Source organism: Brachyspira hampsonii (assembly GCF_001746205.1).
GTDB lineage: Bacteria > Spirochaetota > Brachyspiria > Brachyspirales > Brachyspiraceae > Brachyspira > Brachyspira hampsonii_B.
The window spans coordinates 301587-323768 of record NZ_MDCO01000009.1 but is presented as its reverse complement, the minus strand read 5'-3'; the positions used below and the strand labels follow the sequence as shown (position 1 = coordinate 323768).

The 22182-nt window shown below is 28.0% G+C and carries 19 protein-coding genes; 9 read left to right on the top strand and 10 right to left on the bottom strand.

All coding sequences use genetic code 11. The features are described 5' to 3' along the window. Window positions 1-100: 100 nt before the first annotated feature. Window positions 101-973, bottom strand: a complete 873-nt coding sequence (locus tag BFL38_RS06630; protein WP_008723067.1) for a glycine--tRNA ligase subunit alpha — start codon at window positions 971-973, stop codon at window positions 101-103. 207 nt (window positions 974-1180) lie between these two features. After that, window positions 1181-2842 carry a methyl-accepting chemotaxis protein gene (locus tag BFL38_RS06625; RefSeq protein WP_069726315.1) on the bottom strand — a complete coding sequence of 554 codons (1662 nt, stop codon included), beginning with the start codon at window positions 2840-2842 and terminating at the stop codon, window positions 1181-1183. Between the two features lie 238 nt (window positions 2843-3080). Between BFL38_RS06625 and BFL38_RS06620 the strand changes: the two genes are divergently transcribed. After that, a complete protein-coding gene (locus tag BFL38_RS06620; RefSeq protein ID WP_069726314.1) occupies window positions 3081-4265 on the top strand; it encodes an ATP-binding protein in 1185 nt (394 codons plus the stop codon). Window positions 4266-4395: 130 nt separating this feature from the next. Further along, window positions 4396-4572, top strand: a complete 177-nt coding sequence (locus BFL38_RS14905) for an FmdB family zinc ribbon protein (RefSeq protein ID WP_256097214.1) — start codon at window positions 4396-4398, stop codon at window positions 4570-4572. Window positions 4573-4580: 8 nt separating this feature from the next. Here BFL38_RS14905 and BFL38_RS06615 read toward each other — a convergent pair whose 3' ends face one another. Together BFL38_RS06615 and BFL38_RS06610 are read right to left on the bottom strand one after the other, a co-directional pair. Then, window positions 4581-5153 (bottom strand): DUF3226 domain-containing protein, encoded by a 573-nt coding sequence (locus BFL38_RS06615; protein WP_069726313.1) that lies wholly within the window; start codon window positions 5151-5153, stop codon window positions 4581-4583. 3 nt (window positions 5154-5156) lie between these two features. Then, the gene (locus BFL38_RS06610) at window positions 5157-6188 is read right to left on the bottom strand and encodes an AAA family ATPase (RefSeq protein WP_069726312.1); all 1032 of its coding nucleotides are present in this window, start codon (window positions 6186-6188) and stop codon (window positions 5157-5159) included. A gap of 136 nt (window positions 6189-6324) precedes the next feature. On the opposite strand from BFL38_RS06610, the gene purE reads away from it, so the two are divergent. After that, window positions 6325-6813, top strand: a complete 489-nt coding sequence (gene purE, locus BFL38_RS06605; protein WP_069726311.1) for a 5-(carboxyamino)imidazole ribonucleotide mutase — start codon at window positions 6325-6327, stop codon at window positions 6811-6813. A 101-nt stretch (window positions 6814-6914) separates the two neighbouring features. Continuing rightward, entirely contained in the window at window positions 6915-7631 is a 717-nt protein-coding gene (gene purC, locus BFL38_RS06600) for a phosphoribosylaminoimidazolesuccinocarboxamide synthase (protein ID WP_069726310.1), read from the top strand. A gap of 83 nt (window positions 7632-7714) precedes the next feature. Here the strand turns inward: purC and BFL38_RS06595 are convergent, their stop codons facing one another. From BFL38_RS06595 to glmS, 5 genes are all read right to left on the bottom strand, one after another. Then, window positions 7715-8200 carry a hypothetical protein gene (locus BFL38_RS06595; protein ID WP_069726309.1) on the bottom strand — a complete coding sequence of 162 codons (486 nt, stop codon included), beginning with the start codon at window positions 8198-8200 and terminating at the stop codon, window positions 7715-7717. 96 nt (window positions 8201-8296) lie between these two features. Further along, window positions 8297-9709 (bottom strand): amidophosphoribosyltransferase, encoded by a 1413-nt coding sequence (gene purF / locus BFL38_RS06590; RefSeq protein WP_069726499.1) that lies wholly within the window; start codon window positions 9707-9709, stop codon window positions 8297-8299. A gap of 283 nt (window positions 9710-9992) precedes the next feature. Next, the gene (locus BFL38_RS06585; RefSeq protein ID WP_069726308.1) at window positions 9993-10172 is read right to left on the bottom strand and encodes a hypothetical protein; all 180 of its coding nucleotides are present in this window, start codon (window positions 10170-10172) and stop codon (window positions 9993-9995) included. Beyond that, window positions 10150-11181, bottom strand: coding sequence for a deoxyguanosinetriphosphate triphosphohydrolase (locus BFL38_RS06580; RefSeq protein WP_069726307.1), 1032 nt, complete (start codon window positions 11179-11181; stop codon window positions 10150-10152). The genes BFL38_RS06585 and BFL38_RS06580 overlap by 23 nt, the downstream gene beginning before the upstream one ends. 370 nt (window positions 11182-11551) lie before the next feature. Then, window positions 11552-13381, bottom strand: coding sequence for a glutamine--fructose-6-phosphate transaminase (isomerizing) (gene glmS, locus BFL38_RS06575; RefSeq protein ID WP_069726306.1), 1830 nt, complete (start codon window positions 13379-13381; stop codon window positions 11552-11554). A gap of 236 nt (window positions 13382-13617) precedes the next feature. Here glmS and BFL38_RS06570 point away from each other — a divergent pair, with 236 nt between their 5' ends. Further along, a complete protein-coding gene (locus tag BFL38_RS06570; protein WP_069726305.1) occupies window positions 13618-15738 on the top strand; it encodes an alpha-amylase/4-alpha-glucanotransferase domain-containing protein in 2121 nt (706 codons plus the stop codon). A gap of 17 nt (window positions 15739-15755) precedes the next feature. Continuing rightward, complete coding sequence (locus tag BFL38_RS06565) at window positions 15756-16421, top strand: AAA family ATPase (RefSeq protein ID WP_069726304.1); 666 nt, start codon at window positions 15756-15758, stop codon at window positions 16419-16421. 6 nt (window positions 16422-16427) lie between these two features. Here the strand turns inward: BFL38_RS06565 and BFL38_RS06560 are convergent, their stop codons facing one another. Beyond that, entirely contained in the window at window positions 16428-17402 is a 975-nt protein-coding gene (locus BFL38_RS06560) for a substrate-binding domain-containing protein (protein ID WP_069726303.1), read from the bottom strand. Between the two features lie 294 nt (window positions 17403-17696). On the opposite strand from BFL38_RS06560, the gene BFL38_RS06555 reads away from it, so the two are divergent. The 3 genes from BFL38_RS06555 (at window position 17697) to BFL38_RS06545 (ending at window position 22108) form a co-directional block, all read left to right on the top strand. Then, window positions 17697-19055 (top strand): family 4 glycosyl hydrolase, encoded by a 1359-nt coding sequence (locus tag BFL38_RS06555; protein ID WP_069726302.1) that lies wholly within the window; start codon window positions 17697-17699, stop codon window positions 19053-19055. Window positions 19056-19160: 105 nt separating this feature from the next. Further along, window positions 19161-20744 carry an alpha-glucoside-specific PTS transporter subunit IIBC gene (locus BFL38_RS06550; RefSeq protein ID WP_069726301.1) on the top strand — a complete coding sequence of 528 codons (1584 nt, stop codon included), beginning with the start codon at window positions 19161-19163 and terminating at the stop codon, window positions 20742-20744. 38 nt (window positions 20745-20782) lie between these two features. After that, a complete protein-coding gene (locus BFL38_RS06545; protein WP_069726300.1) occupies window positions 20783-22108 on the top strand; it encodes a 6-phospho-alpha-glucosidase in 1326 nt (441 codons plus the stop codon). The last annotated feature ends 74 nt before the right edge of the window (window positions 22109-22182 follow it).

Sequence of the window (22182 nt, the reverse complement as noted above, 5' to 3'; positions counted from 1 at the left end):
AAAGTCAACATCATTATGAAAAAATTAATGATTTTCATATAAAAAAAGCTGCCATTATATAAAATGACAGCTTTAATAATTAATAACTATAAAAGTAAATTTATTTATTTTTTATTAATGGATAACCTAATTTTTCTCTTGATTCTATATAAGCAGCGGAAACTTTTTTCATAAGCTCTCTTACTCTTGCTATGTATCCAGCCCTTTCAGTTACACTTATAGCATTTCTAGCATCCAGCATATTGAATACATGTGAACTTTTCATTACCATGTCATAAGCAGGAAGCACGCAGCCATTAGCCAAGCATCTATCACATTCATTTTCATATTCTTTGAAATGTCTGAAATACATATCAGTATCAGCAACTTCAAAATTATATTTAGAGAATTCTTTTTCTCCCTGTAAATGTACATCTCCGTATTTTATGCCATGTCCCCATTCTAAGTCATAAACATTATCTATATTTTGCAAATACATACATATTCTTTCAAGTCCGTAAGTAATTTCACCTGTAATAGGCTTTAAATTTATTCCTCCTACAGCTTGGAAATATGTAAATTGAGTTATTTCCATACCATCAAGCCAAACTTCCCAGCCTAATCCCCAAGCACCAAGGGTAGGGGATTCCCAGTCATCATGAACGAATCTTATATCATGATCTTTAAAACTTATACCCAATGCTTCTAAGCTTTGTATATATAAATCCTGAATATTTTCTGGAGATGGTTTCATTATAACTTGATATTGATAATAATGCTGAAGTCTATTAGGATTTTCTCCGTATCTTCCATCAGTTGGTCTTCTTGACGGTTCTACATAGGCTACACTAAAAGGTTCTGGTCCTAATGCTCTTAATGCAGTTGCTGGGTTAAATGTTCCTGCTCCTACTTCTAAATCATAGCCCTGCTGTATTATGCATCCGTTTTCGCTCCAAAATTTATTTAAAGTCATAATTAAGTCTGTAAAGGTCATAATAGATATATCTCCACTCTTTTTTATTTGATGAAATAATGATAATAATTATATAATATCATTGATTAAAATGCTATATAATTATTATTAAAATATTGAAGTTTTATGTTAATAAACTAATATTAATTTTCTATATATCTATATAATAAAAAAACAATAACAGTGTAGTATACTGTTATTGTTTATTTATTATATATTTTATAAATATTAAACTTTAAAGAAATTCATCAAGTTAACTAATTCCTGTGCCTGTCCCATTAATGCCTCAGAAGAAGCTGTAGCCTCTTCTACCAAAGCTGCATTTTGCTGAGTTGACTGATCCATTTGTGAAACTGCCATATTTACCTGATCTACTCCAGCCTGCTGTTCTACTGCCATAGCACTAATATCCTGCATAATCTTAGAAGTATCTTCAATTTTTTGTTCTATATCCATAAATATTTCTTTTGATTTTCTAGCTGTTTCAGTAGCTATTCTAATCTTATCATTAGAGTCAGCAATTAAAGAAGTAATATCTTTAACAGAAGACTGACTAGTTTGAGCTAAGTTTCTTACCTCACTCGCTACTACAGCAAATCCTTTACCTTGTTCACCTGCACGGGCAGCTTCTACTGCAGCATTAAGTGCCAATATATTAGTTTGGAAAGCTATATTTTCTATTATTTTAGTGATATCAGTAATTTTATTACTTGCTTCAAACACAAGTTCTATATTATTAGTAGTAGCCTCTATTATATCCCCAGCTTCCTGAACTGATTTTTCAGAATCCTGCATCATCTGATTACCTCTTAAAGAATTATCGGCAGATGATTTTATTGTAGAGGCAATTTGTTCCATAGATGAAGCTGTCTCTTCCAAATGCGAAGCCTGAGTTTCTGTTCGGCTTGATAAATCTGTATTACCATGAGCTATCTCTGTAGCTGCCTCTGAAATCTCTCTTGAGCTTTCTAAAACTCTTGTGATAATTTCTCTTAAATGAGATATCATGTTATCAAAACTGCTTAGGAGTGAATCAAATTCGCCATGACCTCTGTATTTGCTCGGATCTATTTTTACAGTTAAATTACCATTAGATATTTCTGAAGCCAAATGAACACATAATCTCAAATTCTTTCCTATTTTTCTTCCTAAAGAAGCCAAGAAAATTACAACAGAAAATCCTACTATAAATAAAAATATGAAAAATAATATAGTATCTTTTTTAACTTCTTTTGCAGCATTTTGCAAACTTAAATTATTATCAGAATCAAGTTTATCAAAAAACTGATTAATAGGAGTCATTATTTGTGAAACACTTTGTTCATAAGATTTACCATTCACAAGCTCTATAGCTTCTAACTGTCTTGCTTTATATTCATCAGGTATACTTCCATCCGGATTTCTAGGAATACTTTTTATTATTTCCATAGCCTGAACTTCTAATTTTACAAGATCTTCTGAACGGCTTTTTGATAAAGTTAAATAATCAAACATTTCTTTAGAGAAATTCAAATCTTTCATTACATTTGAATATGATTTAGTTTCTCCATCATAAGAAGGTTTTTGACCGCTGCCTAAATAAATTGACCAATAGATACCTCTGTCATAGTTTATTGGTGTTGGTTTTGTACCGCCTGATATTGCTATACAGTCATTATATGCCTGTTCATATTTGGCATCTCCTGTAGCTACATAACTTCTTACAAACTGAGTTAAAAATGCTGAGTTTTGCTGATACTGCCTTGCTATAGCAGATGATTTTATAGTATGCTGATAAATACGGCTGTATTCTGTTACACTTCTAACTATCCTAATCTGAAGATATATTAAAAATATAGTCATAACAAAAGTATATACGCAAAATATAATAAATCGAGTCCTTATCTTCATAGTGAAATATCTCCAGTAAAGTTTTTATTTTTTATAATGATTTCGGAATTACTCAACTATTTATTTAAAAAAATTAAGTGTTTTTCCTATATAAATTATACATTACATATTAAATATAACAAAAAAATTACATTTTATACATAAAATTTAAAAAAAAATTACATAAAAAGTGCTTGAATATTATTAATAATAAACTTAAAATATATCACTATAAAAAATAATTACGGAATAATTATAAATGGATAATAAAATAACACAAATCAGAATCGGTTTCTCTAATATAGTAATATTCAGAAATATTATAAAAACTAAAGTTATAAAAAAATTATTAAAATTTTTGGAAATTTATAATGATAATGACAAAATAAAAGTAATAGATTATTATTCAGACTTTTTATATGAACTTTTAAAATATAGCGATACAATAGGCGATTATATATTAGAACAAATATTTCAGGATAATAATATATATATAAATAAATATATAAAAAATGAATATATAAACGATACATTAAAAAATGCACTAAAAAATGAATTAAATTTCTTTGAAGTTTTATCTTCACTTGATTTTAATACATTATTTTCAGATGAATATTCCAATCAAATATCAAAGTTGGAATGCAAGAAAATAAATTTTTATGAATTATATAAAAATCATATAGAAGAAATGCCTAAAAAAGGTCATGGAATATTTTTTTATAATAATATGTTTACTCTTGATGATAAAAAAAATATTATACCGGCAAAGCATAAGGATATGCAGGATATTAAACAATTATACGGTTATGAAAGGGAGAGAAGTAAGGTTATATCAAATACTAAAAGTCTTCTTGAGGGTAAAAAGGCTAATAATATACTTCTTTACGGTGATGCTGGAACCGGAAAAAGCAGCACTATAAAAGCAATAGCTAATATGTTCAAAGATGAAGGATTAAGACTTATAGAGGTTAAGAAAAGTCAATTATCATTCATAACTGATATAATAGAAGATTTAAGTTTAAGCCCTCTGAAATTTATAATATTTATAGATGATTTAACTTTCTCTTCTAATGATGATACTTTTTCATATTTAAAAGCAATACTTGAAGGCGGAGTTAACTCTTTCCCATCAAATGTTGTTGTTTATGCTACTTCAAATTACAGACACTTAATAAAAGAGAATTTTAATGACAGACAGGGTGATGATATACATATAGAAGATACTATTCAGCAGATAATGAGTTTAACTAACCGTTTTGGTATAATAATAACTTTTCAAAGACCAGACAAAGATTTATTTGTAGATATAGTGCTATCTTATGCCAAAGAAAATAATATAAAAATGGACAAAGAAGAACTTATAAAGCAGGCTGAAAGTTATGCTATAAGAAGTGCAGGAAGAAGTCCGAGAGTAGCAAAACAATTTATAGAATCAATATTATGATTTTTTATTAAATATAATTATTTTTTTTAATTAAAGAACAATACAATTTTTAAATTTTTTTAATATAATGTCAAAAACTGTCATGCATATATACTATAATACTATTATATTAAAATTAATTTAGGAGTTTATGATGCTTCCTTTTAATCCACCTTTTATGTATATATGTAATTCATGCGGTAAAATTTTTACTAAATCTAAAAAGCCTATTTTAGGAAATACTATATTTTCAATTTTAAACAAACCCAAATGCCCTAAATGCGGAAGCAAAGATACTAAAACTATAGATCATATTATAAAAAAATAAAAGTATTATTATATACTGTCAAAAAACTCTTTTAAAGGATTTAAATATTTATCATTTAAATTCCAGAAATCATTATTAGTATAATCTCTTTTATCTTCTTTTATTGTTTTTTTATCATATGATTTTATTGATTCTAAATATGCATATATTTTTGCTTTTTTAGCTGGAATTACAGTTTCAGGTATTGAAGTTATACAATTTGTGTATTTATCAAAGCAATTAATAATATCTTTTATAACAGCGATATTGCTTAATAGATCTTCTAAAGTGCCTAAAGAATTATTATTTGGAAATAAAAATATGTTATTATCATCTATATCCAAATTTGTTTTTATATTATTTTTCGATTCTTCAAAATTATTATCAGCATCAAATATTACTGCTAATTTATAATTATTATCAATATATTTTTTTATATTGTTAATATTATAATCATTAAAACTTTTTCCGCCATTTTCTTCTACAATAATATTATCATTTATATCAGTATCTATTTGGTATTGAAATTTAATATAATCTTTTATAAATTTTTTATCAGCTATACCTTCAACAAGTATTATATATTTTTTATTATTATCCATAAATTAATACCTTATATCTGAATCATTTTCCAATAATTCTTTCACTCCATCAATATTATAATTATAGGATTGAAAACCTTTATTTTCTGTATTAACTATATTAATAATATTTATCATATCTTTCATATCATTAAATTCTTTATCTGATATTTCAGATAAAAATTTCAATACTTCATAACTATGAGTCGTAAAAAATATTTGCATACTGCTGTTACTTCTAATTAGGCTTAATATACTTCTTAATAAATGCTTAATACTTTTATAATGCAAACCGTTTTCTATTTCATCAATTAATATCATATTATATTGATTTACTACCATAGGAATTATAATTGACAAATATTTTTTTAGCCCATCTCCCATAAGATTTAAAAGTATTAATTCATTCATTTCTTCTATATCCAAATATATATCATTTTTTATTATTTTTATAGATTTTATCTTTTTATTGAAAAATGATAGCAAATTTATTAATAATTCTTCATCTTTGTTTTTGATAATATTTGCAAGAGAATCCAATAAATCACGGCATTCTACAACATTATACAAATATAATTCTGATATATTATTAATGTATTCTTTTGTACCAATTTTTTTTATTGTTTTTCTAATACTGCCATTTCTAAAAATATATTTATATTCTTCTATTTTATTTTCTAATTCTATATTAAGTTTATATTCTAATTCGTTAAGCTCATCAGTTTTATTTTCAAATAAAATATCTTTTCTTAATATAGGAGATATAATTAAATTATGATTTACATTATCAAATTGATAATCAAATTCTATGTTGTTATTTTTATAATCAAAATTATAAAACAAATTTTTTAATTCGGAATTTTCATTTATTCTTCTTATAGAATTTATATGATAAGCTATTGAACAGTCAGGCATACCTGATATTATAGCTATGGCTTCAAGTATGCTTGTTTTTCCGCAATTATTTTGACCAACTAATAGATTAATTTTATTTAAATTATTTATTTTTAGTTTATCAAATCCTCTAAAATTTTTAATTGATATATTTTTAAGCATGACTAAAACCTATATTCTAATTTTTATAGAATATCGGAATTTTTTTAATAAAATAGATATTATCATTATTGTATTAATTGATTTATTATATTAGAATTAATTAAATTTATAATATATTTTTTATTAGGAGAAAAACATGAAAGTAGCTATAATATTTGGAAGCAGATCTGATACTGATAAAATGAAAGGAGCTGCTTCTTGCTTAAAAGAATTCGCAGTTGAATACAAAGCCTTTGTTCTTTCTGCTCATAGAGTACCGGAACATCTTGAAAAGACTATTAAACATATTGAAGAAAATGGATATGAAGTAATTATAGCAGGTGCTGGACTTGCTGCACATTTACCTGGTGTTATAGCATCAAAAACAATTCTTCCTGTAATAGGAGTTCCTATTAGTGCAAGCAATCTTGACGGAATGGACGCTCTTTTGTCTATAGTTCAAATGCCTAAACCTATAACTGTTGCTACTGTTGGTATTAATAATTCTTATAATGCTGGAATGCTTGCTGTTGAGATGCTTGCTTTAAAATATAACGATATTAGAAATAGATTAATAGAATACAGAAAAAAAATGAAAGAAGATTTTATTTCTGATAATGAGAAGCCTATAGAATTTGATATATAATTATTTTTATAATTTTACAACATTACTATATAGAAAAATTCTCAAAAAAGTATATAATATACGGAATACAAAAAAGTTTTTACTTATACAGGAGTTTAGATATGTCTAAAGAAAAAAAAGAAATGCTCTATGAAGGAAAAGCAAAAAAGGTTTATTCTACTGATAATCCAGATGAAATAATTGTGTATTATAAAGATGATGCTACTGCTTTTAATGGAGAAAAAAAAGGCTCTATAAAAGATAAAGGTGTTATGAATAATGAGATTACTTCATTGCTTTTTAAAATGCTTGAAAAGAACGGAGTAAAAACTCACTTTATAGAAAAATTAAATGACAGAGAGCAGCTTTGTCAAAAAGTAAAAATATTCCCATTAGAAGTAATTGTCAGAAATTTAATTGCAGGATCTATGGCTAAAAGACTTGGTATAGAAGAAGGTACGGTTCCTCCTAACACTATATTTGAAATTTGCTATAAAAATGACGAATATGGTGATCCTCTAATTAATGATCATCATGCTGTTGCTTTAAAACTAGCTACTTATGATGAATTAAAATATATTTATGAAGTAACTGCAAAAGTTAATAATCTGCTAAAAGATGCTTTGGATAAAATAGGAATTACTTTGGTTGATTTCAAAGTTGAATTCGGTAAAAATTCAAAAGGAGAAATACTTTTAGCTGATGAAATTACTCCTGATACTTGCAGATTCTGGGATAAAGAAACAGGTAAAAAATTAGATAAAGACAGATTCAGAAGAGATTTAGGTTCTATTGAAGAGGCTTATATAGAAGTTTTAAATAGACTTAATAACCTATAATTTATAGTATAGTGTTAAAAAAATAAAAGACTTTGCTTGATATTATATTATGTAAAGTCTTTTTTATGTTTATTAATTAAATTTTATTTTTGTTCTGGTTCTTTTATTTCTGTTATTTTTACTTCTTTTACTTTTTCATCAGCTGTCTTTTTCAAGGTTAGTTTTTCTCTATCATTTTCAGCTATATAATAATTGTTTCTTAATTTTAATATTATATCTTTAGCTCCATTAATCCCATCATTTTTTTTATACGCCTGAATGAGTATTTGTATTAACGATATAGTAGATGGAAGCCCTATATATATAATTGCTACACCTGCAGAAGGGATAGTTGCTACTGAGGAAGCTATTAATGCTTTATCTTTGCCGAATTTTTTTGATGATACTATAGCAGTAACAGCAACTAGAACACCTCCTATAAGAACACCCCATGCAATTTTACCCGTATTTTTTATGTTAGAAACTTTATTTCCAAGTTTATGTTCTATATAAATAACATCATCATCTGACATAAGAGCATTTACTAACTCTTCTTCATTCATACAAATTTTATAAGAAACTTCTTTCATAATAATTTCTAACCTCAGCTTTATTATATCTTTTGATAATTATATAATAAAGTTATTAATAAAAAAGTCAATTACTAGATAAATATTTTTATTATATCAGCAAGTTTTATCAGCTGAAGGCTTATTTGGTATTTCAGTAGGATATTTTCCTGTGAAACAGCCTATGCAGTAATTGTGATTTTCTAAAGCTTCAAGCATATCTTCTATAGTGAGATATTCTAAAGTATCAGCATTAATTTCCTTTCTGATTTCTTCTACAGATAGTTTAGCCCCTATAAGTTCTTTTTTAGAAGATATATCTACTCCGTAATAACAAGGGCTATTTATAACAGGTGAGGCAGATCTGAAATGCACCTCTTTAGCACCGGCTCTTCTTACAATATCTATCAATATTTTACTTGTTGTTCCTCTTACTAGAGAATCATCTATTAATATAACTCTTTTTCCATCTATTAAGTGTTTTAAAGGATTAAATTTTAATTTAACAGTTTCTTCTCTTGAAGATTGTTCAGGCATAATAAATGTTCTTCCTATATATCTATTTTTTACTAAACCTATACTATATGGAATTTTACTCTCTGTAGCAAATCCTAATGCCGCTATAGTTCCTGAGTCCTGTACGCCTATAACTATATCAGCATCTACCTTGTTTTTTTTAGCAAGCAATACGCCTGTTTGAAATCTTACATTATAAACATTGATGCCGTCTATATTGCTTTCAGGACGGGCGAAGTATATATGTTCAAAAGCACAAGGATAATGTTTAACTTCCTCTTTAATATATTTGAAAGATTTTACACCCTCTTCGTCTATTATAACCATTTCTCCAGCTTCTATATCTCTGATAAATTCAGAACCTACCGCATCCAAAGCACAAGATTCAGAAGCTAAAAAATAATCTCCATTAGCATTAGTACCTAAACATAATGGTCTTATTCCATGCGGATCTCTTATTCCAATAAGTTTTCCATCAACAACTATAACAAGAGCAAAAGCTCCTTTTATAATATTTATAGTTTCTTTTATACCTTCTATAAAATTATTTACAGTTTTTCTAGCTATAAGTTTAATAATGACCTCGGTATCAGAAGTAGCATTAAATGTTGCTCCTTCCTCTTCTAGTTTGTATCTCAATTCTTCTGCATTAGTTAAGTTTCCATTATGTGCGATTGAAATCTGACCTAATCTGAAAAGATTTTCAAGAGGCTGAGCATTTTCTATTTTACTAGCTCCGGTAGTAGAATATCTTACATGCCCTATAGCAATATTTCCCTCTGTATCTTTAGGTATATTACTAGAAAATAAATCTGATACAAGCCCCATAGACTTATAGGTAAATAAATGTTTATAATTGGATATTGTTATTCCGGAACTTTCCTGACCTCTATGCTGAAGTGCATATAGGGCATAATTTAAAGTTTTTAATATATCTTTTTTTATTTCTTTGGAATAAATACCAAAAACCCCGCATTCTTCTCTAGGCTTATCATTCATATCAATATTATTCATCATATATTATTATAACCAACTTTATTTTTATTTTCAACTTGACAATATTATAATTAATTGCATTTTTACACAATAGATTTATTGAATATTTTTTTTTATTATTGCTATGCTCGCCTACGCATATAAAAGATGCCAGCTAAAGCTGTCATCTGCTCCGGCTCGCTTTATTATTGCTATGCTTGCCTTTGCATATAAAATATACCAGCTAAAGCTATCATCTGCTCCGGCTTGCTTTATTATTGCTATGCTTGCTTACGCATATAAAAGATGCCAGCTAAAGCTGTCATCTGCTCCGGCTCGCTTTATTATTGCTATGCTCGCCTACGCATATAAATATACCAGCTAAAGCTGTCATATCTTTTATAAGACTTGTATCAACATTGTATAGATTTATATTCTCATCATCAGTTAATTTTTTTAATTCTTCTTTATTTTTAGGCTTATATATAATTAAATTTTCCATAAGTAATTTTTTTATGCAAAGATATTGCCTCAGAATCTGTAAGATGAGCAACATAATCTTTTACTAATTCTTCATCACTGTTATAAGGAATATCTGCTTTTTTGAATAAAGTATCTTCTTCTATCATATCTTTATGCTTTAATAAATATTCAAATATTGTTGATATTATTCTATTTACTCTTTCCACATCTTCAAGTATTGATTTGCTTTCATATACAGTTTTGAACATAAAAGCTCTTAAATCATTAATAGCCTTTAAAACTTTTTCATCAATATCAATTTCCATTTTTTCCATACTAGCTTCTATAACCCCCATAATCATAGTGTCAGCTCTCTCACCATAAGTAGTGCCAAGAACTTTAACTATATCTTTAGGTAAATCTTCATGTTTAAGAAGTCCGTATCTTATAGCATCATCAACATCATGATTGGCATAAGCTATAGTGTCTGATATCCTCACTATCATACCTTCATTAGTTGAAGGACCTGATGAGTCTGTGAGTAATTTTCCGTTTTTTCCTTTAGTATGCTTTATAATACCATCTCGTACTTCAAAACTTAAATTAAGCCCTTTTCCTTTTTCTAAATGTTCTACTACTCTTAAAGAATGCGAAGAATGATGAAAACCTTTAAAATATTTTGATATAGCTTTTTCTCCTGCATGTCCGAATGGTGAATGCCCCAGATCATGACCGAATGCAATAGCCTCTGCTAAATCTTCATTGAGTCTTAAAGCTCTCGCTATGCTTCTTGCTATCTGCATAACTTCAAGAGTATGAGTGAGTCTGGTTCTGAAATCTCCAACTGAAAGCATTATTACCTGTGCTTTATCTTTAAGGCGTCTGAAATATTCGCTATGTACTATTCTGTCTCTGTCTTGCATATAAATAGTTCTTATATCGTCTTTTTCTCTAGGGTATACTGTTCCTTTGCTGTCAGCTGAAAAAGATGCAGCAGGAGATAAAAAACTTTTTTCTCTGGTTTCTATATCAAGTCTTATAGTTCTCAAAATATTTTCCTTATAATAAAATAATAGTTTTAATACTCTAATAATTATGTTAATAATAAAGCAATTAACAAAAAAATACAATTATAATTTATTTAAAGAAATAAAAATCTCTATTTTGATAAAATATATGAATAAGATTAAGTAAATATTAGACTTGTTTTAAAACTACTTTATAAGATTAAGTATTAATTATTATATGCAGTCTTTCACGGCTGCTTCTCCATCAAAGTCATGCTTCGCATCATAAAAGAGGTGGGGTTTTTCCGTAGGCACGACTGTGAAGACCCAGCTATAATTTAAAAATATTAAATTAAAAATTTATAAATTGAGTTTTTAAACAAGTCTATAAAATAAAATATTTTATTTTATCTTATTCAACTGTAACACTTTTTGCCAAATTTCTAGGTTTGTCAACATTGCAGCCTCTTATCACAGATGTATAATAAGCTAATAGCTGTAATGCTACAATGGAAACTATAGGCATAAACATATCCTCAACTTTAGGAAGATATACTATTTTTGTGTAAGTATCTTTATCTATATCAATACCTTCTTTAACAAAAAGCAAAACATTAGCACCTCTTGATATTACTTCTTTTGTATTGCTTATCATTTTACTAAGAATTTTTTCCTGTATTGCCAACGCTATTACAGGAGTATTATCAGTTATAAGCGATATAGCACCATGTTTAAGTTCGCCTCCTGCATAAGCCTCGCAATGAATATAGCTAATCTCTTTCATTTTTAAAGCTCCTTCCATTACCTGATAATAATCTAAATCCCTGCCTATAAAGAATATGCTGTTAGCCTCTTTATAGGCATAGCATAATGATTTTATTTCATCATTCATAGTAAGAACTTTATTCACAGAATCAATAGTGTTAAGTAAATTTTTTATAAGAGTTTTTATATAATCATTATCTTTAATTCTTCTTGCTGATATTATTTTAAAAGTTATCAAATACATTATAGCCATCTGTACAGAATATGCTTTTGTAGAAGCCACAGATATTTCAGGTCCTGCATAAGTATATATAACATAATCAGCATTTCTAGCTATAGAGGAACTATGAACATTCACTATAGCTAAAGTTTTATATCCTTTTTCTTTAACTAAATTTAAAGCAGCTAAAGTATCAGCAGTTTCTCCGGATTGCGATATGAATATTGAGAGAGTTTTTTCTGTAAGTATAGGATTTTTATATCTAAACTCAGAGGCTATTTCACATTCTACAGGTATTCGGCAATTATCTTCTATAAGTCTTTTTCCTATCATGGCAGCATGCATTGCTGTACCGCAGCCTATTATATAGACCCTGTCAAAGAATGTCCAAAAACTTTCATCTTCAATTCCGTCTCTCTTAAAATCGGGAATACCATGCACTATTCTAGGTTCTATTGTATCAAGAAGAGCTTTAGGCTGTTCATTAATTTCTTTAAGCATAAAATGTTCATATCCGCATTTTTCAGCCTGTTCTACAGTCCAATTTGCCTCAAGTATTTCATAATCTTTTTCTTTTAAGTTCTTATCATATATAGTTATTTTATTTTTTTCTAAAACAGCTATATCCCCATCATCTATCAAAATATATTTATTAGTATATTTTAATATTGCAGGTATATCTGAAGCTAAAAAATTTTCATTTTCACCTAAAGCCGCTATTAAAGGAGCAGATTTTCTAACAGCATATAATTTATTTACATCATCTTTAAAAATTATAGCGAATGCATAAGAGCCTTCTATGATATCTAAAGCCTTTTTTATAGCATTTAAAGGATCTCCTTCGTATAATGAATCTATTAAATTGGCAGCAGCTTCAGTATCTGTTTCTGATAAAAATTTATATCCTTTTTTTATCAAATCATTTTTTATATCTTTATAGTTTTCTATAATCCCATTATGTACCAATGTGAGCCTTTCTGTGAAATGCGGATGTGCATTAATATCTGAAGGAGCTCCATGCGTAGCCCATCTTGTATGACCTATACCTATATTTGACTCTATATTTTTTTGGTTTTTTAAAATGTTTTTTAAATTTTCAAGTTTTCCTTCGGATTTGAATGTGATAATATTATTTTTAGAATCAACTATAGATATACCAGCAGAATCATATCCTCTATATTCTAAAGAAGTGAGTCCATGCATTAGTATATCTGATGCTTTGTTATTGTAGCCTATATATCCTACTATTCCGCACATAATTAAAAAAGTCCTTAAATCAAAATTTTATCAAAAAATGTAATTTTTTAAAAATGCGTTTTTTTGATAATCTAATATGATAAATAAAAAAAGAAAAAAGTCAATACTGCTCAAAGTAATACTATATATAAACAAATACTTTACAAAAAGCCATATTTATTATAGAATTATGTTAATTAATTTTTCTATTATTACGAAATTATAAGTAATAAATTTCAATTAAGCAGGGCATTATCATGAAAACTATTAATTTAATATTGGGCAACCATAATCATCAGCCGGTAGGAAATTTTGACTTTGTATTTGAGAATACATATAAAAATGCTTATAAGCCTTTTTTAGATATATTAGAAAAATATAAAGATATAAAATTTAATTTTCATTATACAGGCTGTTTGTTAGAATGGATTGAAAAGAATCATCCGGAGCATATTAAAGCTTTGAAAAAACTTGCAGAAGAAAAAAGAATAGAAATTCAAAGCGGCGGTTTTTATGAACCTATAATGCCTTCAATACCTGATAAAGATAAAGATATACAAATAAAAAAATTAAATAAATATATAGAAGATAATTTTAGTATTACTCCAAAAGGTGCTTGGATTGCTGAGAGAGTTTGGGAGCCTACATTAGTTAAAAATTTAGCTATGAATGGAATAAAATATATAATGCTTGATGATTCTCAGTTTTTAACTACAGGCATAGATACTAAAAATATGTTTGGCTACTTTATAACTGATAATGAGAATTATAAATTAAATATATTTCCAATATCACAGGAACTTCGTTATTTAATACCATTCAGAGATGTTGAAAAGTCTATTGAGTATTTAAAGTCAATAGCTACAGAAGAAGGAGACAGAGTTGTAGTTCTTCATGATGACGGAGAAAAATACGGAGATTGGCCTGGTACTCAGAAATGGGTATATGAAGATAAATGGCTTGAAAAGTTTTTTGATGCTCTTACAAAAGAAAAAGATACAATAATCACCACTACATACAGTGAATATATGGAGCGTCATGCACCTACATCAAGAATTTATATACCTACAGGTTCTTATGAGGAGATGCTTACTTGGGTTCTTCCTGCCAAAGTACAAGATGAGTTTCATTTAAAACAGGAAGAATTAAAAAAAGCTGAAGGTAATGAGATTATAAGCAGATTTATGAGGGGCGGTTTCTGGAGAAATTATTTTAGTAAGTATTCTGAAAGTAATAGAATGAATAAAAGAATGATATTTACTTCAAATATGATAGGAGAAATTACAGAATCTAATTATAAAGAAAAAGAGGAGGCTTTAAGTTATTTATTAAAAGGTCAATGCAATTGTCCTTATTGGCATGGTACATTTGGAGGACTTTATTTAAATAATTTAAGACATGCTACTTATGCTAATTTAATTAAGGCTACTTCTATATCTTTAGAAAAAATTTATGGAAGGAAATATTTTTTGAGTCATAATTTAGATTTTGATATGGACGGCAGAGAAGAGATTATGATTTCATGTGAAAATGCCGGATTAGTTTTCCATACTTTAAGCGGATCTTTAATAGAATGGGATTTAAAAAAAGGAAATCCTATCAATTTAATAGATTGTCTTAAAAGAAGAGAAGAGGCTTATCATATAGCTGCTGTGAGAAATTCTAATAATAATCAAAATAATAATGAGCATGTATCTATACATGAAATAGCAAAAAAAGTTGATGAGAAAATTGCTAAGTATTTGGTATTTGATAAAAATGAAAAAGTATTCGGAGTTGATCATTTCTTAAGTAAAATGCCTTCTGCTGAAGAATTCCAATTGTTAAAATATGAAGAGAATGCGGATTTTTATAATCTTCATTATGATGTTTTGGAAAATCTTATTAATAAAGACTATGCTACAGTATCTTTTGAAAAAACTTCAAAAGTTAATGGTAAAGATGTACATTTAATAAAAAGATATATTATAAACAATGACGGAAAATTTTCTGTTGAATCTATTATAGAAAATAAATCTAATGAACATATAGAATTTGTATATGCTTTGGAAAATAATATCACATTGCTTGCAGGACATGAAGCAGACAGATATTATATAGGAGGCAATGAAAAAATTTCTAATAATTTATCAGACTGCGGAGAATATAAAGGCACAGTTTTTGGTATGGCTGATGAATCATATATAAAAATAAAGGTTTTAATGGAAGCAGAAGAAGAAACAGTATTTTTATATATGCCTAATTTTACTATATCAGATGCAGTTGATAAACTTGAAATGAATTATCAAAATTCTACTATAGTATGCTGCAAAAATATATCCTTAAAAGCCGGAGAAAAAGTTAAATATAAAGTAAAATTAGATGTTCAGTATATTTAATTTTAAAGGTAGTATAGATGAAGCTGTTTTGTATTATATCTGATAAAAGTCATGTCGGTAAGACTTATATTTCTTCTCATATAGTATCATCTTTAAAGATGCTCAATAAAACTGTATGCTATTATAAACCTTTTGTGATGGAAATACGGGATAATAAATTATTTGATCCTGAATATATAAAAAATACAACATATCTAAAAGCTTCAGAAATATTTGTATCGTATGCTACCAATGGAAATATTTCTCCTCTTCATAGTATTAATACAAAAATAGATGAAAGAGATATTACAGATCTTATAGATGAAAATAATAATATTTACGATTATATGGTATTTGAATCATTATCTTTATATTTACCTATAAAAGAAAATTATAATTTTATGGATTTGATACTTGATATAGAAAAAGAAAATAAAATTCATATAATACCTGTTATAGAATATGATTATAATGTTATACATTCATCTTTAGAGCAGGTGGAATTATTTCATACTAGAGGATTTAAAATACCATTTATCATTATTAATGTTAAAAAAGATGTATTTGTGTCAGCTAATGTTATAAAATATATATCAACTCAAATAGAGCCTATCAAAGTACATATAACTGAATTTGATAATGAAGCAGGAATATCAAAAATTAATGATATTAAGTATCCTGATATAATTAAAGATTTATTTTAATATATTTTATATTCTTAAAGAGCTTTTTCTAGCTACTACCTCAGGAGTATAGCTTATTATAGGAGATTTCTCTGTAAAAGATTTCCCATTTCCAAATAAAATATATTCTATAGAGTATAAAATCTTTTCATATAATTTCTGATCCATAGAGCTTAATCCTAAAAATTCGGATATTTCTAAATTATCAAATCCGATTATTCCTATATCTTTTCCCATTTCATATCCGTATTCATTTATAGCCTTTATTCCGCCTATAGCCATTTGATCGCAAAAGTAAAAAATAGAATCTATTGTTTTATCTTGCAAAATTTTCTTTGTTATATTGTATGATTCTTCCATAGAAAAATTGTATGTAGTAAATAGTTTGCATTCTATGTTTAGATTATCGCATGCTGTTTTTACACCTTCATATCTTTCCACTATATCACCGTTTAATTCATAATGCCCAACAAAAGCAGGTTTTTTCCAATTATTTTCGTATAAATGTTCTATAGCTAGTTTTCCTCCTAGATAATCATTAACATCTATATTTAATCCGTATTCCTGCTGCGGCATATTTATAAATACTGTTGGTATTAAAAAGTCATTTGTAATTTCTTCAGTTTCAGTGGATAAACTTATTATACCCCTTATATCATTCCATTTTTTTTTGTTTTTATTAATTAATATATTTAAAGGTATATTTTGGCTGTTTTCATATAGTCTTATCGAAATATTATATTTTAAAGTTATTTTCTGCAGATATTTAATTATATCAGAAACTATCATTAGATTATGGTCGCTTAATATGAATAGTATATCTCTGTAATCAGATTTTACTATTGTTCTTAAATCCTCTGGATAGTATTGTGCCAAAACAGACATTATTGCTCTAAAAGTATCACTATGAAGCTTTTCCGGACAATAAAAAAATCTTTTTACAGTTGTTTCAGCAATATTCAAAATTTTAGCAATATGCTCAACTTTCTCTTTCTGTACCATTAAATTAATCCTGTATTATTTTTTATATTATGTTTTCTTGAAATATATAATATCATAATAATGATATTAAAAATATAATAAATATTAAGAAAAATAGCAATTAATATTTAATAATATAGTATTTTATAGAAAAAATAGACGATTTCAACTAAAAAATGATTTTTTATTTATAAAAAAATGATTTTTTAGTATCATTTTATTGACATTATATATTATTTGTGTATAATAGTTATATGTTGATATTATTTATTTGATTGGTATTCAATTTTATAAATAAAAAAGAAGGAGATGGAAATGATTAAATTTGTTTTGGTTGGTGCAGGAAGTGCACAATTCGGATGTGATATGCTTGGAGATATTTTCTCTACTAAATCTTTAGAGGGTTCTCATGTTACATTATTGGATATTAATCCTACTGCTTTAAAAAAAGTATATGATTATGTTAAAGAGTTTATAGAATTAAATAAGTTAAATTTTACTGTTGATGCTGCTACAGATAGGAAAGAGGCTTTTAAGAATGCTGATTTTATTATAAGTTCCATAGAGGTAGGAGATAGATTTCAATTATGGGATGAAGATTGGAAAATACCTATGCAGTATGGCATTCATCAGGTTTATGGAGAAAACGGAGGACCTGGAGGAGTATTTCACTCTTTAAGAATTATTCCGCCTATTTTGGATATAGTAAAAGATGCTATGGATATATGTCCTAATGCTTATATATTCAATTTTTCGAATCCTATGACTGCTATATGTACAGCTGTGAAAAGAGTTTATCCTAATGCTAAATTTATAGGTATGTGCCATGAGATAGGCTGGCTTCATAAATGGCTTCCAAAAATTTTAAGAATGAATTATGAGTCATTAGATATAAAAGCAGGAGGACTTAATCATTTCAGCTGCTTATTAGAAATTAAAGATAAAAAAACAGGAAAAGATTTATATCCTGATGTATTAAAAAATGCTCATGGCTATTTTGAACATGAAGTAGGGTATAGTGATTTATTAAAATATGCTAAAGAAAATAATGCATTTTCAAAAACAGAAAGTTTTGATCACTCTATAGAAGAGAAATTGAAAGGTGAGTTTATATGGGCTGATAGAAGACTTTTGAAAGTAATATTAGAAAAATATAAATTATTACCTATAACAGTAGACAGCCATTTCGGAGAGTATATAGCTTGGGCTTGGGATGTGGTTGATCATAGAGGAATATTAGATTTTTATGAATTATATAGAACTGTACTTTCTAAAGCAGAGCCTAAAATAGAATTAAGAGTAAAAGAAAGAGTTTCAAGTATAATAAACGGCATAGTTACAAATGAAAGTTATGTAGAAGAAGCTGTGAATATTTTGAATGACGGATTAATAGAAGATTTGCCTAATTGGATAGCCGTTGAAGTACCTGCTGAAATAAGCAAAGACGGAGTTAAAGGCCTAAAATTAAATAATGTTCCTAAAGGTTATTTATCACTTTTAAGAAATTATGTAAGCGTATACGATTTAACTGCTGAGGCTGCTATACATCATAAAAAAGAGTATGCCATACAGGCTATACTTGCTAACCCTGTTGTTAATGTATGTAAAAATATTGAAGAGATGGTTGATAAAATGATAGATTCTCAGAAACCATATTTGTATTATTTAAAATAATTTATTTTTTATTTCGTTTGCGTTTGAAAATGATGATGCAAAATATTTTAGAGATTTATAAAAACTCTAAATTATGATATAAAAATTTGCATAGGGGGATATAAAATGTTTGCGAATATTGATTTAAGGGCTAGTTTCCAAAAGTTTGGGGCGGCTATGTTTGTACCGGTATTACTTTTTTCTTTTTCCGGTTTGGTTGTAGGATTAACCATTATTTTTAAGGATCAGTCTATAGTAGGAAATCTAGCTAATCCTGATGGTGTATTCTACAAATTAATATTTATAATAGAAGAAGGTGCATGGACTATATTCAGAAATATGCCTTTATTTTTCTGTTTGGGTATTCCAATAGGTCTTTCAAAAATGGCACCTGAAAGAGCAATATTAGCAACTTTGATATGTTACTTATCATATAATTATTTTATAGCTGCTATACTTAATTTTTGGGGTCCTCAGTTTGGAGTTGATTTCACTCAGGAAGCAGGCGGCGTAAGCGGTTTAACTTTGATAGCAGGTATCAAAACTTTAGATACAAGCATCATAGGTGCAATATTTATAGGAGTAGTTATTACTATTATTCATAATAGATTTTATGAAACAAAACTTCCTGATTATTTGGGGGTATTTCAAGGAACATCTTTTGTACATATTATAGGTTTCTTTGTTGTATTAGTTTTGGCATTCTTAACTTGCTTGATATGGCCTAAAATACAGTCTTTAATAGCTTCAATGCAGAATTTCTTGGCAAATGCAGGCGGTGTCGGAGTATTTATATATACTTTCTTAGAAAGAATATTAATACCTACAGGACTTCATCATTTCATTTACGGGCCTTTCATTTACGGACCTGCGGTTGTACCTGAAGGTATAGAACCATATTGGATAAGCCATGTTTCTGAATTTTCAAATATGCTTGAGCCTCTTAAACAATTATTTCCAGAAGGCGGATTCGCTTTGCATGGAAACTCTAAAGTATTCGGTGCTCCCGGACTTGCTTTAGCTATTTATTTCTGTGCTGATAAAGAGAATCGTGAGAAGATGGCTGCTTTACTTATACCTGTAACATTAACATCAATACTTGTTGGTATTACTGAGCCTTTAGAGTTTACATTCTTGTTTATATCTCCTTTCTTATTCTTGGTGCATTCTATTTTGGCTGCCAGCTTAGCTGCAGTATTGTATGTAGTTGGCGGAGTAGTAGGAAACTATGGGGCAGGATTAATAGGTTTTATAACACAAAACTGGATCTTTGCTATGAAAAATCATTCATCTATGGTTGTAGCACATATTGTTATAGGACTTATATTCACAGCTATATGGTTTTTTGTATTTAGATTTTTAATATTGAAATTTAATATTCCTACTCCGGGAAGAGGTGAAAGTAAGACTAAGCTATATACTAAAAAAGATTATAAAGAAAGAGAAGCTAAAAAATCAAGTTTTGAAGAGCAGGCTGCAATTTATTTAGAGGCTTTAGGCGGAAGAACCAATATAGAGCATGTTACTAATTGTGCTACTAGATTGAGAGTAACTGTTAAAGATGTTAATCTAGTAAAAGATGCTGATGAGTTCAAGGCTGCTGGTGCTCATGGGCTTGTTAAAAAAGGAAATGCTATACAGATAATAGTAGGCTTATCAGTTCCTCAAGTAAAAGCTAAATTTGAAGAACTTTTGAAAACTAGCGAATAATAATACTAATTTTAATAAATTTTTTAAGGAGTAATAAAATGAAAAAACATTCAGTTGTTATAGCCGGAGGCGGAAGTACTTTTACGCCGGAAATTATTTTAATGCTTTTAAGTGAAGAAGGAAGATTTCCTTTGTCAGAATTGAAATTATATGATAATGATGCAGAAAGACAGGCTATAGTTGGAAATGCTTGTGCTATCATTATGAAAGAGAGAGCTCCTCATGTTAAATTTTCTTTCACAACAGATCCTAAAGAGGCTTTCACTGGAGTAGATTTTGTTATGGCTCATATAAGAGTTGGTAAATATGAAATGCGTTCTTTAGATGAAAAAATCCCGCTTAAATACGGATGCGTAGGACAGGAAACTTGCGGAGCCGGCGGTATGGCCTATGGTATGCGTTCTATAGGAGGAGTTTTAGAGCTTATAGATTATATGGAAAAATATTCTCCTAATGCTTGGATGCTTAACTATTCAAACCCTGCTGCTATAGTTGCTGAAGCTTGCAGAAGATTAAAACCTAATTCTAAAGTTTTGAATATCTGCGATATGCCTGTTGGTATAGAAGATTTTATGGCTGTTATATGCGGCTTGAAATCAAGAAAAGAAATGCAGGTAAGATATTTCGGATTAAACCATTTCGGTTGGTGGACTAGCATAATAGAAAAAAGTACAGGAAGAGATTTAATGCCTATATTAAGAGAACATATCTCTAAACATGGATATTTGCATCCTAGTGTTGAAGGACATATGGATGCTGATTGGCATTCTACTTATGAGAAAGCAAGAGATGTTTTTGCAGTTTCTCCAAACTTTATGCCTAATACTTATTTCAAATACTATTTATTCCCTGATTATGTTGTAAGCCATTCTGATATTAATTATACTAGAACTGATATGGTTAGAGACGGCAGAGAAAAAAGAGTATTCGGAGAATGCAGAAGAATAACAGAAGCTGGTACTGCTAAAGATTCTACTTTTGAAGTAGGAGGACATGCTACTTATATAGTAGATTTAGCTTGTGCTATAAGTAATAATACAGGAGAAAGAATGTTATTAATAGTTCCTAATAATGGTTCTATAATAAACTTTGATCCTACAGCTATGGTTGAAATACCTTGTATAGTAGGCTGCAATGGTCCTGAACCTTTGGTAATGGGTGAAATTCCTAGATTCAATAAAGGATTAATGGAGCAGCAGGTGGCAGTAGAAAAATTGGTTGTTGATGCTTGGATAGAAGGTTCATATTTGAAAATGTGGCAGGCTATCACTATGTCAAGAACTGTTCCTAGTGTTGAAGTTGCTAAGAAAATATTAGATGAGCTTATTGAAGCTAATAAAAAATATTGGCCTGAATTAAAATAATTATTTTTTTAATAATTATATGATATTAGAATAGGGAAGGGGAATTATTACTCCTTTCCTATTTTTTTATATAT

Excerpts from the sequence above, each read along its gene's own strand:
- BFL38_RS06615 (WP_069726313.1), bottom strand. The coding sequence starts at position 5,153 with ATGGATAATAATAAAAAATATATAATACTTGTTGAAGGTATAGCTGAT.
- glmS (WP_069726306.1), bottom strand. The coding sequence starts at position 13,381 with ATGTGCGGAATAGTAGGATATATAGGCTACAATAACAAAGCATCAGAT.
- BFL38_RS14905 (WP_256097214.1), top strand. The coding sequence starts at position 4,396 with ATGATGCTTCCTTTTAATCCACCTTTTATGTATATATGTAATTCATGC.
- BFL38_RS06585 (WP_069726308.1), bottom strand. The coding sequence starts at position 10,172 with ATGGAAAATTTAATTATATATAAGCCTAAAAATAAAGAAGAATTAAAA.
- purF (WP_069726499.1), bottom strand. The coding sequence starts at position 9,709 with ATGAATAATATTGATATGAATGATAAGCCTAGAGAAGAATGCGGGGTT.
- BFL38_RS06560 (WP_069726303.1), bottom strand. The coding sequence starts at position 17,402 with ATGGTACAGAAAGAGAAAGTTGAGCATATTGCTAAAATTTTGAATATT.
- BFL38_RS06555 (WP_069726302.1), top strand. The coding sequence starts at position 17,697 with ATGATTAAATTTGTTTTGGTTGGTGCAGGAAGTGCACAATTCGGATGT.
- BFL38_RS06545 (WP_069726300.1), top strand. The coding sequence starts at position 20,783 with ATGAAAAAACATTCAGTTGTTATAGCCGGAGGCGGAAGTACTTTTACG.
- BFL38_RS06595 (WP_069726309.1), bottom strand. The coding sequence starts at position 8,200 with ATGAAAGAAGTTTCTTATAAAATTTGTATGAATGAAGAAGAGTTAGTA.
- purE (WP_069726311.1), top strand. The coding sequence starts at position 6,325 with ATGAAAGTAGCTATAATATTTGGAAGCAGATCTGATACTGATAAAATG.
- BFL38_RS06620 (WP_069726314.1), top strand. The coding sequence starts at position 3,081 with ATGGATAATAAAATAACACAAATCAGAATCGGTTTCTCTAATATAGTA.
- BFL38_RS06565 (WP_069726304.1), top strand. The coding sequence starts at position 15,756 with ATGAAGCTGTTTTGTATTATATCTGATAAAAGTCATGTCGGTAAGACT.
- BFL38_RS06625 (WP_069726315.1), bottom strand. The coding sequence starts at position 2,842 with ATGAAGATAAGGACTCGATTTATTATATTTTGCGTATATACTTTTGTT.
- BFL38_RS06570 (WP_069726305.1), top strand. The coding sequence starts at position 13,618 with ATGAAAACTATTAATTTAATATTGGGCAACCATAATCATCAGCCGGTA.
- BFL38_RS06610 (WP_069726312.1), bottom strand. The coding sequence starts at position 6,188 with ATGCTTAAAAATATATCAATTAAAAATTTTAGAGGATTTGATAAACTA.
- BFL38_RS06630 (WP_008723067.1), bottom strand. The coding sequence starts at position 973 with ATGACCTTTACAGACTTAATTATGACTTTAAATAAATTTTGGAGCGAA.
- BFL38_RS06550 (WP_069726301.1), top strand. The coding sequence starts at position 19,161 with ATGTTTGCGAATATTGATTTAAGGGCTAGTTTCCAAAAGTTTGGGGCG.
- purC (WP_069726310.1), top strand. The coding sequence starts at position 6,915 with ATGTCTAAAGAAAAAAAAGAAATGCTCTATGAAGGAAAAGCAAAAAAG.